12 protein-coding genes are annotated in these 11,543 nt (G+C 66.0%); 7 read left to right on the top strand and 5 right to left on the bottom strand.

The window, feature by feature from the left end; translation table 11 throughout:
• Positions 1-15 precede the first annotated feature (15 nt).
• Entirely contained in the window at positions 16-741 is a 726-nt protein-coding gene (locus HNP49_RS14795) for a murein L,D-transpeptidase catalytic domain family protein (protein ID WP_184684520.1), read from the top strand.
• A 12-nt stretch (positions 742-753) separates the two neighbouring features.
• Here the strand turns inward: HNP49_RS14795 and HNP49_RS14790 are convergent, their stop codons facing one another.
• Complete coding sequence (locus tag HNP49_RS14790; RefSeq protein WP_184684518.1) at positions 754-1,602, bottom strand: NAD-dependent epimerase/dehydratase family protein; 849 nt, start codon at positions 1,600-1,602, stop codon at positions 754-756.
• A 150-nt stretch (positions 1,603-1,752) separates the two neighbouring features.
• Here HNP49_RS14790 and exbB point away from each other — a divergent pair, with 150 nt between their 5' ends.
• From exbB to HNP49_RS14760, 6 genes are all read left to right on the top strand, one after another.
• A complete protein-coding gene (exbB, locus tag HNP49_RS14785) occupies positions 1,753-2,667 on the top strand; it encodes a tonB-system energizer ExbB (RefSeq protein ID WP_184684516.1) in 915 nt (304 codons plus the stop codon).
• Positions 2,668-2,674: 7 nt separating this feature from the next.
• Entirely contained in the window at positions 2,675-3,097 is a 423-nt protein-coding gene (gene exbD, locus HNP49_RS14780) for a TonB system transport protein ExbD (RefSeq protein WP_184684514.1), read from the top strand.
• The gene (locus HNP49_RS14775; RefSeq protein ID WP_184684512.1) at positions 3,094-3,786 is read left to right on the top strand and encodes an energy transducer TonB; all 693 of its coding nucleotides are present in this window, start codon (positions 3,094-3,096) and stop codon (positions 3,784-3,786) included. The genes exbD and HNP49_RS14775 overlap by 4 nt, the downstream gene beginning before the upstream one ends.
• Positions 3,787-3,868: 82 nt before the next feature.
• The gene (locus HNP49_RS14770; RefSeq protein WP_184684510.1) at positions 3,869-4,783 is read left to right on the top strand and encodes a hydrogen peroxide-inducible genes activator; all 915 of its coding nucleotides are present in this window, start codon (positions 3,869-3,871) and stop codon (positions 4,781-4,783) included.
• Positions 4,780-6,855 carry an ATP-dependent DNA helicase RecG gene (recG, locus tag HNP49_RS14765; RefSeq protein ID WP_184684507.1) on the top strand — a complete coding sequence of 692 codons (2,076 nt, stop codon included), beginning with the start codon at positions 4,780-4,782 and terminating at the stop codon, positions 6,853-6,855. The genes HNP49_RS14770 and recG overlap by 4 nt, the downstream gene beginning before the upstream one ends.
• A 77-nt stretch (positions 6,856-6,932) precedes the next feature.
• The gene (locus HNP49_RS14760) at positions 6,933-8,339 is read left to right on the top strand and encodes an aminoacyl-tRNA deacylase and HDOD domain-containing protein (RefSeq protein ID WP_184684505.1); all 1,407 of its coding nucleotides are present in this window, start codon (positions 6,933-6,935) and stop codon (positions 8,337-8,339) included.
• Positions 8,340-8,379: 40 nt separating this feature from the next.
• Here the strand turns inward: HNP49_RS14760 and HNP49_RS14755 are convergent, their stop codons facing one another.
• The 4 genes from HNP49_RS14755 to HNP49_RS14740 all read right to left on the bottom strand — a co-directional run bounded on the left by HNP49_RS14755 (position 8,380) and on the right by HNP49_RS14740 (position 11,501).
• Complete coding sequence (locus HNP49_RS14755; RefSeq protein WP_184684503.1) at positions 8,380-9,111, bottom strand: hypothetical protein; 732 nt, start codon at positions 9,109-9,111, stop codon at positions 8,380-8,382.
• Positions 9,112-9,334: 223 nt separating this feature from the next.
• A complete protein-coding gene (locus HNP49_RS14750; RefSeq protein ID WP_184684501.1) occupies positions 9,335-9,727 on the bottom strand; it encodes an SCP2 sterol-binding domain-containing protein in 393 nt (130 codons plus the stop codon).
• 165 nt (positions 9,728-9,892) lie between these two features.
• Entirely contained in the window at positions 9,893-10,294 is a 402-nt protein-coding gene (locus HNP49_RS14745) for an HU family DNA-binding protein (RefSeq protein ID WP_260407209.1), read from the bottom strand.
• Positions 10,295-10,352: 58 nt separating this feature from the next.
• Positions 10,353-11,501, bottom strand: a complete 1,149-nt coding sequence (locus tag HNP49_RS14740; protein ID WP_184684499.1) for an NAD(P)/FAD-dependent oxidoreductase — start codon at positions 11,499-11,501, stop codon at positions 10,353-10,355.
• Positions 11,502-11,543 lie beyond the last annotated feature (42 nt).

Raw genomic sequence — 11,543 nt, 5'->3', positions numbered from 1 at the left:
AGAGGTTTTTTGCGCATGTCCGGATTGATTCGCCAGCTCTGCCTGTGCGCGGCAGGGCTTTGGCTGTTTTCCTCGCCGGTGTTGGCGAGTAGCAGCCCCGCCTACCAGCCTTTGCTCGACAGCCTGTCGCGAGCGGCCCCCGGCCTCAATAAAGAGGCCCTGCGGCATGCCGTGGCGGCCATGCAGTGCGCCGTCAACAACGGCGCCCAGCCGGCCCAGCGTCTGGCCGTAATCGACTACTCGTTGCCGTCCACGGCACGGCGTCTGTGGATTTTCGACCTCAAGCGCCAGCGCGTGCTGCTGCGCGACTTCGTCGCCCATGGCCGGCAGTCCGGGGAGAATCTCGCCACGCGCTTTTCCAACAGCGACGGTAGTCACCAGTCCAGCCTCGGCCTGTTCCGCACCGCGGAGAGTTATCAGGGCAAGCATGGCTATTCGCTGCGCATGGATGGCCTGGAGCCGGGTATCAACGATCGCGCGCGCGAGCGGGCCATCGTCATTCACTCGGCCAGCTACGTTGATCCTCGTCTGGTGCGCAGTCAGGGCCGCATCGGCCGCAGCCTGGGTTGTCCGGCGGTGCGCCCTGAGGTCGGGCGCATGGTGGTCGACCAGCTCAAGGGCGGCCAGTTCATGTTTTCCTGGTACCCGGATCGGCGCTGGTTGCAGAACTCGGCCTACCTCAACTGCAAGCCGCAGCGGGTCGCTGCCCTGGTGCGCTCCTCCAGCCGTCGTGATGGCTGAGGGGCGCGGGCCTCAGCCTTGCAGCAGCGCCCGGTAGCCTTCGCGATAGCTGGGATACTGCGGCGCCCAGCCCAGTGCCCGGGCACGGCTGTTGCGACAGCGCTTGCTGCCGGCACGACGTACCTGGGCGGTGTCGCTCCACTGGGTGACGCCCAGCTCGCCACGCAGCCATTCGACCACTTCGTGTAGCGGAGCGGGCTCGTCGTCGACGCCGATGTAGCAGTCTTCCAGCGCCACCCCGCGCCAGTCGGCATCCAGCAGGAAGGCCAGTAGGCCGGCGGCATCGTCGGCATGGATGCGATTGCCATACAGCGGTGGTTCGGTCGCGACCCGGTAGCCCTGGCGTACCTGATTGAGCAGCCACTGCCGGCCGGGGCCGTAGATGCCGCTTAGGCGCACCACGCTGGCCGGGATGCTGCTGCCCAGTGCCAGCTGCTCGGCCTCACGCAGAATGCGCCCGGAGAACCCCTCGGCCAGTGCCGGCGATGTTTCATCGACCCATTCGCCCTGTTGCTGGCCGTAGACGCTGGTGCTGGAGACGAACAGCAGGCGACGAGGGCGCTGCCCGCTCTGCGCCAGCCAGTCGAGCACACGTTGCAGGCCGTCCACATAGGCGGCGCGATAACCGGCTTCGTCGCTCTGCCCGGCCGCCACGCAGTACACCAGGTAGTCGATGGCGCCGGTTGGCCAGGCTGCCGGCCGCGTGCTCTGCTGGAGGTCTGCGGGCACCGGGAGGGCTGCGACAGAAAGTCGCGAGGCATCTCGCCGCAAGCCGTAACGCGTCCACTCGGCCAAAATAGGTGACTCGGCCAGACGGTTGCCAACATCGCCGCAGCCGGCGATCAACAGGGTCGGGGACATAGTGGCTCCAGTGTTGAATGCCCCAACAGGCTACCCCGCAGGCGAGGTCAGGTACAGATTGCGAATAAAGCACTTCTGTTAATGAGAAGGATTTGCAATAATATTCAGCAACACCCATGTGTCGCCATTTACCCAACGCAGGGCCGCCTCATGACTATCGCCATTGCCCGTCGCTTCACCTTGTCCGTCCTGCTCGGCGGTTTGCTGCTGGGCGTTTTGCCGGCTCAGGCCGAGACTGGCCCGGTAACTGCCCCTGCAGCTGCCGCTCCGGTTAGTGCGCCGGCGACTGGCGAGGACGCTGGCGGTTCGGTGGACGTGTCGGCCGCCGGCGGCGAGGAGAGCCTCAGCGAAGGCGAGGTGCTTGCCCATGACCTGTCGCCCTGGGGCATGTACCAGAACGCCGATGTGGTGGTGAAGGGCGTGATGATCGGCCTGGCCCTGGCCTCGGTGATTACCTGGACCATCTGGCTGGCCAAGGGCCTGGAAATTCTTCTCGCGCGTCGCCGTCTTCGTGGCGAGCTGGCTGCTCTCAAGGGCCTGCGCAGCCTGAATCAGGCTGCTGCACTTGGCCTGGGTGACCGCAGCCTGAGCCAGACGCTGATCGCTGACGCTCAGGAAGAGCTGCGTCTGTCCGCTGGCACCCAGTCCAAGGATGGCATCAAGGAGCGAGTGGCCTTCCGTCTGGAGCGCCTGGTCGCCGCCAGTGGCAGGCAGATGAATCAGGGCACCGGCGTACTGGCTACCATTGGTTCCACGGCACCCTTCGTAGGCCTGTTCGGCACCGTCTGGGGCATCATGAACAGCTTCGTCGGTATCGCCAAAACCCAGACCACCAACCTCGCGGTGGTGGCGCCGGGCATCGCCGAAGCCCTGCTGGCCACGGCCATCGGCCTGGTGGCGGCGATTCCGGCAGTGGTCATCTACAACGTGTTTGCCCGCTCGATCAGCGCCTACAAGGCGCAGGTGGCCGATGCCTCGGCGCAGGTGCTGCTGCTGGTCAGCCGCGACCTCGACCAGCCGCAGCAGCCCGAACGCGTGCAGCCGCATGTGGTCAAGGTAGGCTGAGCCCGGCATGGCCCTGCACCTCAGCGAAGGCGACGACCTTCAGGAAAACCACGAGATCAACGTCACGCCGTTCATCGATGTGATGCTGGTTTTGCTGATCATCTTCATGGTCGCCGCGCCCCTGGCGACTGTGGACGTGAAGATCGACCTGCCGGCTTCCACCGCCAAGCCGCAGCCACGCCCGGACAAACCGATCTACCTGAGCATCAAGGACAACGGCGAGTTGTTCCTCGGTGAAGACCCGGTGGAGCAGGCTGAGCTGGGTGCCCAGCTTGACCAGCGCACCGCGCAGGACAAGGACAAGACCATCTTCGTGCGCGGCGACAAGGGCGTCGACTATGCGCGCCTGATGGAAGTGATGGACGCCCTGCGCGGCGCCGGCTACCTGAAGATCGGCCTGGTTGGCCTGGAAACGGCAGGCCGGTCGTGAGCCTTGCGTGGCGCCAGGTGCCGACCTGGGCATTCAGCCTGCTGCTGATCCTAGCCCTGCATCTGGGGCTGGGCTACTGGGCCTGGTTCTGGCACGCCCCGTTGCCGCCGATGGAGCTACCGCCCGCCGCGATTATGGTCGAGCTGGCGCCGCAGCCGGTGGTGGCACCGCCGCCCCCGCCGCAGCCGGTTGTCAGGGCGCCCGAGCCCAAGCTGGTGGAGGCGCCCAAGCCGAAGCTGGCTATCTACAAGCCCAAACCCAAGCCACAGCCGCCCAAGGTGCAACCCAAACCGCAGCCGCCGGTCGTCACTCCGCCAATGGCTCAGCAGCGCCCGGCCAGTGCGCCCAAGGCTGCCCAGACCGCGCCGCCCAGCCCGCCGAGCAAGGCGGTGCCGACCTGGCAGAGCGAACTGTTCAGCCATCTCAGCCGCTACAAGCGTTACCCGGAAGCGGCCAAGCGCCGTGAGCGCGAGGGCGTGCGCATCTGCAAGCTGCGCTTTACCGTCGATGCCCAGGGCCGTGTACTGGAGTACGCCGTGGTCGGCCCGTCGGGCAATCGTCTGCTTGATCGTGCCACCCAGGACCTGATTCGCCGTGCTCAGCCGTTGCCGCCTCCTCCCAGCGAGCTGTTGAGCAATGGCCGTCTGGAGATCGTGGCGCCTATTGTCTATGAGCTTAAACGCGGCTAATTCGGGCGATTTCACCCGCTTGCCGGGTTGGTTCCATTGACGAGCGAGGCTATGCTTAGCCTCAAATCAATGGAATTTGACTATGACCCTCACCGAGCTGCGCTACATCGTCACTCTGGCCCAGGAGCAGCACTTCGGCCGTGCTGCCGAGCGTTGCCACGTCAGCCAGCCCACCCTCTCGGTCGGGGTGAAGAAGCTGGAAGACGAGCTCGGTGTTCTGATCTTTGAACGCAGCAAGACGGCGGTACGCCTGACACCGACCGGCGAGGGCATCGTCGCCCAGGCGCAGAAGGTGCTGGAGCAGGCTCAGGGCATCCGCGAGCTGGCCCAGGCCGGCAAGAACCAGCTGGCTGCGCCGCTCAAGGTCGGTGCCATCTACACCATCGGCCCCTACCTGTTTCCCCATCTGATCCCGCAGCTGCACCGGGTTGCTCCCGACATGCCGCTGTACATCGAGGAAAACTTCACCCACGTGCTGCGCGACAAGCTGCGCACCGGTGAGCTGGACGCGGTGATCATCGCCCTTCCGTTCCAGGAGGCCGACGTGCTGACCCTGCCGCTGTACGACGAACCCTTCTACGTACTGATGCCGGCCAACCATCCGTGGACGGCCAAGAAGGCCATCGAGAACGAGCTGCTCAACGACAAGAGCCTGCTTCTGCTCGGCGAAGGCCACTGCTTCCGCGACCAGGTGCTGGAGGCTTGCCCGACCACCCGTGGCAAGGATGAGGCCAAGCACATCACGGTCGAATCCAGCTCGCTGGAAACCATCCGCCACATGGTCGCCTCGGGGCTTGGTGTGTCGGTGCTGCCGTTCTCTGCGGTGGACAGCCACCACTATGCGCCCGGCGTGATCGAGGTGCGTCCCTTCGCCGGGCCGGTGCCTTTCCGTACCGTGGCCATTGCCTGGCGTGCCAGCTTCCCGAGGCCGAAGGCGATCGAGATCCTCGCCGACTCCATCCGCCTGTGTTCGGTGGCGCGCGCGCCCTCCGCATGACCGAACTGGCGCAGGTGCCGGTGACGGCACTCAAGGGCGTGGGTGAAGCGCTGGCCGAGAAGCTGGCCCGCGTGGGCCTGGAAAATCTGCAGGACGTGCTGTTCCATCTGCCACTGCGTTATCAGGACCGCACCCGCATCACGCCCATCGGCGCCTTGCGTCCCGGCCAGGATGCCGTGGTCGAAGGGGTCGTGGCTGGCGCCGATGTGGTCATGGGCCGCCGGCGCAGCCTGCTGGTGCGCCTGCAGGATGGCAGCGGCACCCTCAGCCTGCGCTTCTTCCATTTCAGCCAGGCGCAGAAGGACGGCCTCAAGCGCGGCACGGCGCTGCGCTGCTACGGTGAAGTGCGCCCCGGAGCGACGGGCCTGGAAATCTATCACCCGGAATACCGCGCCCAGCAGGGTGACGAGTCGGCGCCGGTGGAGCAGACCCTGACGCCGATCTACCCGACCACCGAAGGTCTGACCCAGCAGCGCCTGCGCCAGCTCAGCGAGCAGGCCCTGGGCCGCCTCGGGCCGCACAGCTTGCCGGACTGGCTGCCGGCCGAGATGATCGCGCAGTACCAGCTCGGCCCTCTGGCCGACGCCCTGCGTACTCTGCACCGGCCACCACCGAATACCGATCTCGACGCCCTCGCCGAGGGACAGCACTGGGCCCAGCAGCGCCTGGTGTTCGAGGAACTGCTGACTCACCAGCTGTCGCTGCAGCGCCTGCGGGAAACCCTGCGCGCCCAGCGCGCGCCCGTCCTGCCGCCGGCGCAGACGCTGCCGGCGCGCTTCATTGCCAACCTCGGCTTCCAGCCCACTGGGGCGCAGCGCCGGGTCGGCCAGGAGATTGCCTACGACCTCAGCCAGCCAGAGCCGATGCTGCGACTGGTGCAGGGCGACGTCGGTGCCGGCAAGACCGTGGTCGCCGCGCTGGCCGCCTTGCAGGCGCTGGAGGCCGGCTATCAGGTGGCGCTGATGGCGCCGACCGAGATTCTCGCCGAGCAGCATTTCCTCAACTTCAGCCGCTGGCTGGCGCCGCTGGGCATCGAGGTCGCCTGGTTGGCCGGCAAGCTCAAGGGCAAGGCACGCGCGGCGGCGCTGGAACAGATCGCCGGCGGCACGCCGATGGTGGTCGGCACCCACGCGCTGTTCCAGGACGAGGTGCAGTTCAAGCGCTTGGCGCTGGTGATCATCGATGAGCAGCACCGCTTCGGCGTGCAGCAGCGTCTGGCGCTGCGCAACAAGGGTATCGATGGTCGTCTCAGCCCGCACCAACTGATCATGACGGCCACGCCCATCCCCAGAACGCTGGCGATGAGCGCCTACGCCGACCTGGACACGTCGATTCTCGATGAGCTGCCGCCGGGGCGTACGCCGGTGAACACCCTGGTGATCGCCGACAGCCGCCGCCTGGAGGTGGTCGAGCGGGTGCGCATTGCCTGCCGCGAAGGGCGCCAGGCCTACTGGGTGTGCACGCTGATCGAGGAGTCCGAGGAACTTACCTGCCAGGCTGCCGAGACCAGCTACGAAGAGCTGTCGGCGGCCTTGGGCGAACTGCGCGTCGGCCTGATCCACGGCCGCATGAAGCCTGCCGAGAAGGCGGCGGTGATGGATGAGTTCAAGCGCGGCGAGCTGCAGCTGCTGGTCGCCACCACGGTGATCGAGGTCGGCGTCGACGTGCCCAATGCCAGCCTGATGATTATCGAGAACCCCGAGCGGCTGGGCCTGGCCCAGCTGCATCAGCTGCGCGGCCGGGTTGGTCGCGGCAGCGCCGCCAGCCACTGCGTGCTGCTCTACCACGCGCCGCTGTCACAGCTGGGGCGTGAACGCCTGGGGATCATGCGCGAGACCTGCGACGGCTTCGTGATCGCCGAGAAGGATCTGGAGCTGCGAGGCCCCGGCGAGATGCTCGGCACCCGTCAGACCGGCCTGCTGCAGTTCAAGGTCGCTGACCTGATGCGCGACGCCGAGCTGCTGCCGGCGGTGCGCGATGCCGCCCAGGAGCTCCTGGCGCGCTGGCCGGAGCGGGTCAGCCCGCTGCTGCAGCGCTGGCTGCGGCATGGCCAGCAATATGGTCAAGTGTGAAGCAATCGACGACCGCCACACCCGCAATGCATGGGGCTGGTTATACTGCGGAAAATGATCGCCGCCGAGTTACCGTCATGACCGAAGTCGCCCTCGCCCCCGATACCACGCCGCAGGTTCCGATGATGATCCAGCAATTGCTGGCCAAGGTCGGCATTGCCTACCGGGCGGTGGCCGAATGTGCCGAACAGGACCCGGCGCAGCGGGTGCAGGCGGTCCTCCTGGACGACGCGGTGGGCGCCCTGCTGGCGCTGTTTCCGCGCGATCAACTGCTCGATCTGGCTCGCCTGGCCGAACTCACCGGCCGCAAGCTGGTGGCGGTCAAACCCGAGCGCCTGGAGCGCATGCTCGGCAAGCACGATCTGCACAGCCTGCCGGCCCTGCCGCCGCTGACCAGCTCGCCCTGCCTGTATGACGAGCGTCTGCTGCAGCAAGAGACCCTGCTGCTGGACTCCGGTACGCCCGGGCTGCTGCTGGAAATCGCCAGTGCCGACTTCAAGCCGCTGCTGGCCAAGGCGAGTGCCGCGCGCTTTGGCGAACCGCTGGCCAATATCCGTCCGAACCTCGACCGTCCCGACGACGACCGTGCCGAGATTACCCTGGCGGTGCAGAATTTCACGGCGCGCCGTATCCAGCAGCGTCTGGAAGAAACCATCGAGATTCCGCCGCTGCCGGAAACCGCGCAGAAGATTGTCAAGCTGCGCGTCGATCCGGATGCCACGGTGGATGACATCACCGGCGTGGTCGAGACCGATCCGGCGCTGGCCGCGCAGGTGGTCAGTTGGGCGGCTTCGCCGTACTACGCGGCGCCCGGCAAGATCCGCTCGGTGGAGGACGCCATCGTCCGCGTGCTGGGCTTCGATCTGGTGATCAACCTGGCTCTCGGTCTCGCTTTGGGCAAGACCCTCAGCCTGCCCAAGGACCAGCCGCAACAGACCACGCCCTACTGGCAGCAGGCGATCTACACCGCCGCGGTGATTGAAGGGCTGACCCGTGCCATGCCCCGTGGCGAGCGCCCGGAGGCCGGTCTGACCTACCTCGGCGGCCTGCTGCACAACTTCGGCTATCTGGTGCTGGCGCATGTGTTTCCGCCGCACTTCTCGCTGATCTGCCGCCATCTGGAGGTCAATCCGCACCTCGCCGCGCCCTATGTCGAGCAGCACCTGCTGGGCATTACCCGCGAGCAGATCGGCAGCTGGCTGATGCGTTTCTGGGATATGCCGGAGGAGCTGGCCACCGCCCTGCGTTTCCAGAACGATCCTCACTACAGCGGCAGCCACAGCGCCTACGCCAACCTGATCTACCTGGCGGTCAACCTGCTGCGTCAGCGCGGTATCGGCAGCGGCCTGGCCGGAGAGATTCCCGACAGCCTGCTGCAGCGCCTGGAGATTCCGCGCGACAAGGCCGAGGAGGCGGTGAGCAAGGTACTGGAAGCCGAGGCCGCGCTACGTGAGCTGGCCTCGCAATTCCACCCGGCGCACTGAGGCGCGGGTGTAAGAAAACAGGGGGCTGTGGCCCCCTGTTTCATTTCAGCTGCTGACGCTTCGCGGCGAACACTTCGGGCAAGGCCTTGAGGGTGGCGTCCAGCAGCTTCTTCACGGCGGGCTGTTGATACAGCGCTACGTACTCGCCCAGTTCCGGGCTGGGCATGCCGCGGTAGGCATACAGCATGAAGGCTTCGACCCCTTTCTGGCTGGACTGCTGCAGGCTCTCGCGCTGTTTGGCCGTCTGCGTGGTCAGGGTCTGCTCGTCGATCTTCTGCCCACGCTTGAGCACGCTGAGCCAGGCCTGGGTCTTGCCGGCCTCGTAGCGCAGCAGGGTGGCCAGCTCGCTGGTGTGGGCCTGCCGATCCAGCTGGTGCACCAGTTCCACGCGCTCGGCACGCGGTGGGCGACTAGCCAGTTGCTCGGTATAGGTTTTCAGCCCACCGGGCTCTTCGCCCACGGCCCGCTCGGCGGCGGTAAAACGCTCTGCCAGGGGACTGTCGAGCAGGGCTTGTGCCTGTTCCAGTTCGGCCTGCTGCAGCTGCGGAGCGACTCGCCGCGCCAGGTCGTCGCACAGGGCATCGGCACCGAACAGCTTGCTCACCTGCGGGTGTTGCGCCGGCTCCAGGCCGCGCTGGATCAGGGGCGCGCTCTGCTCGCAGAGCAGGCGGATGCCGGCCATGGCAAACACGGGTTCGAGGGCGGCGGGTTGAGCTGGAGCGGCCAATACGGGGGTGGCCAGGAGGGTGCAGCAAAGGACCAGGGAGCGCATGGCAAAGGCTCTATGACGAGAAGTTCAGCGCAGAGCCTAGCAGGCTGTTGAAAAAACTACCTCTGTTGCCTGGCCGTTGTTAGAAACAGCCTCAGAATGCTCATTTACAGCTCGTAAACTGCGCTTCTTCGGCTGTTTTGCCTAGGCCAGGCTGCCTCGCTAACGTTTTTCAACAGCCTGCTAGCGAATTGGGCGGGCGCCTGCCAGCGCCGCCCCGGCAAAGTCAGGCAGCCTTCTGCTCAGGCTTCTTTTTCTTGGGCATCAGGTGCTTCATCAGGCCCTGGAACCACATGACCAGCATGGGGTTGCCCTGGATCTGGATGTCCTTGTTCTGGATGCCCTGCATGAAGGCCAGCTGCTTGTTCTTCGAAGTCATGGTGGCGAAGCCGTAGGCGGCATCCTTGAAGCCAAGGGCAAATGCCGGGTTCTCGGCCTTGCCACGCTGACTGACCACGCGCTGATCCTTGACGATGTAGTGACGGGCCAGCTTGCCGTCCAGGGTATGCAGCTGGAATACCAGGTCCTTGCCGGCCAGTTGTTCCTGGAATGCGGGGTTCTGGCGGCTGGCTTTGGCCATCAGGCGGCCCAGCATCCAGAGAAGAAAGCGGAATTTCATGCGCGCAGCCTCGATGAAAGGGTGGGTGTGGAGGGGCAGGGGCGGCGCATTGTAGCGGTTTGTCGCGGCCACTACAGCCGGTCTTTCGAGGGGAAATGTGCAGAACGTGCGGCGATCGAGCGGGGAGGGGAGAGGCCCGCAGCCGGCTGGCTGCGGGCAGGCAACTCAGTTGACGGCGTCTTTCAGGGCTTTGCCCGGCTTGAAGGCGACGGTGTTGCTGGCCTTGATCTTCACGGCGGCACCGGTCTGCGGATTCTTGCCGGTGCGGGCACCGCGATGGCGCTGCAGGAAGGTGCCGAAGCCCACCAGGGTCACGCTGTCCTTGCGGTTCAGCGCATTGGTGATTTCTTCCAGCACGGCGTTGAGGACGCGGTTGGCTTGGTCCTTGGTGAGATCGGCCTTTTCCGCGATAGCGGCGGCGAGTTCCGGTTTACGCATAATTGCCTCGTTGACGGTTTGTTGTTGTTGTCTGTCGTACTGCTCTTCCCGAGCGACGCCTGAAGCGGCGCAGGCTCTAGCCTGCGGCGAGCAGCGTCGAGAATGGCATGCCGAGGTGGCCTTGGCCAGTCTTGTCGGACAATTAATCCTCCCTTGTATAGGGCAAATCCGACAGAAGACCTGACAATCAGGCCAATAACGCCGGCAATTCCTTATTAAGTGCCAGTTTTTCCTGCACGGCCGTGCCGGTCAGTGCATAGCCAAGCAGGGCGCCGTCGCCATCGCGGCACAGTGCCTTGAGGTCGGCACCACTGCCTTCCACGCTCCAGCTGCCTTCGCGGCCACGCGGTGGCGGGGACACCACCAGCGGGCACACCGGCGTCTTCACGGTGACGGGCATGGGGCCGTAGCTGACGGCTGTCGGCGTGCCGGCCAGGGTCTGTGCCAGGGCGCGGGCGCAGGTCATCAGCGGCATCACGTAAAGGAAGTTGAGGCCATCGACCTCGGCGCAATCGCCCAGGGCGTAGATATTGGCGTGGGACGTGCGCAGCTGGCGATCGACCTGTATGCCGCGGCCACAGGCCAGGCCGGCCTGTTCGGCCAGTGCGGTGCGTGGGCGCAGGCCGACGGCGGACAGCACCAAATCGCATGGAATCCGCGTGCCGTCGGACAGCTCCGCGCACAGGGCATCGCCCTCATGATTCAGCGAGGCCAGCACCGGGCCGAGGTGGAAGCGTGCCCCCAGACCTTCCAGACCAGCCTGCACGGCGGCGGCCGCCGCAGGATGGAGCAGGCCGGGCATGACCTGTTCGCAGGGTGCCACCAGTTCAACCTGCAGGCCGCCAAGCAGCAGGTCATTGGCGAACTCACAACCGATCAGGCCCGCGCCGAGGATCAGTACGCGCTGCTTGCCGGCGGCGGCGCTGCGAAAGCGCGCGTAGTCTTCCAGATCGTTGACCGGCAGGATCAGTGCCTGGGCATCACCCTCGACCGGCACGCGAATCGGCTCGGCGCCCCAGGCGAGTACCAGGTCGCGGTAAGGCACGGCTTCCTCGCCGATCCACAGCTGGCGGTGGCCGGGGTCGATGCCGGTGATCCGGGTGTGGGTGCGGATCTCAGCCTTGAGCTGCTCGGCCATGGCGCCGGGCTCGGCCATGGCCAGGCCGTCGGCATCCTTGTTCTTGCCGAAGCCGGTGGACAGCATCGGCTTGGAATAGGAGCGTCCGTCATCGGCGGTGATCAGCAGCAGCGGGGTTTCGCTGTCGAGCTTGCGGAACTCCTTGGCCAGGTTATAGCCGGCCAGGCCGGTACCGACGATCACCACGGGTGCGTTCATGACGACTCCTTGCAATTCAGGGGTTCAGGGTTGGCGTCGATG

It is taken from the genome of Pseudomonas fluvialis, assembly GCF_014207935.1.
Lineage (GTDB): Bacteria > Pseudomonadota > Gammaproteobacteria > Pseudomonadales > Pseudomonadaceae > Aquipseudomonas > Aquipseudomonas fluvialis_A.
The sequence above is the reverse complement of the archived record's forward strand: the minus strand, read 5'-3'. Positions and strand labels throughout refer to the sequence as shown.

Coding starts and splice junctions, on each gene's coding strand:
- HNP49_RS14760 (WP_184684505.1), top strand. CDS start 6,933: ATGACCGAAGTCGCCCTCGCCCCCGATACCACGCCGCAGGTTCCGATG.
- exbB (WP_184684516.1), top strand. CDS start 1,753: ATGACTATCGCCATTGCCCGTCGCTTCACCTTGTCCGTCCTGCTCGGC.
- recG (WP_184684507.1), top strand. CDS start 4,780: ATGACCGAACTGGCGCAGGTGCCGGTGACGGCACTCAAGGGCGTGGGT.
- HNP49_RS14740 (WP_184684499.1), bottom strand. CDS start 11,501: ATGAACGCACCCGTGGTGATCGTCGGTACCGGCCTGGCCGGCTATAAC.
- HNP49_RS14770 (WP_184684510.1), top strand. CDS start 3,869: ATGACCCTCACCGAGCTGCGCTACATCGTCACTCTGGCCCAGGAGCAG.
- HNP49_RS14755 (WP_184684503.1), bottom strand. CDS start 9,111: ATGCGCTCCCTGGTCCTTTGCTGCACCCTCCTGGCCACCCCCGTATTG.
- HNP49_RS14795 (WP_184684520.1), top strand. CDS start 16: ATGTCCGGATTGATTCGCCAGCTCTGCCTGTGCGCGGCAGGGCTTTGG.
- HNP49_RS14750 (WP_184684501.1), bottom strand. CDS start 9,727: ATGAAATTCCGCTTTCTTCTCTGGATGCTGGGCCGCCTGATGGCCAAA.
- exbD (WP_184684514.1), top strand. CDS start 2,675: ATGGCCCTGCACCTCAGCGAAGGCGACGACCTTCAGGAAAACCACGAG.
- HNP49_RS14790 (WP_184684518.1), bottom strand. CDS start 1,602: ATGTCCCCGACCCTGTTGATCGCCGGCTGCGGCGATGTTGGCAACCGT.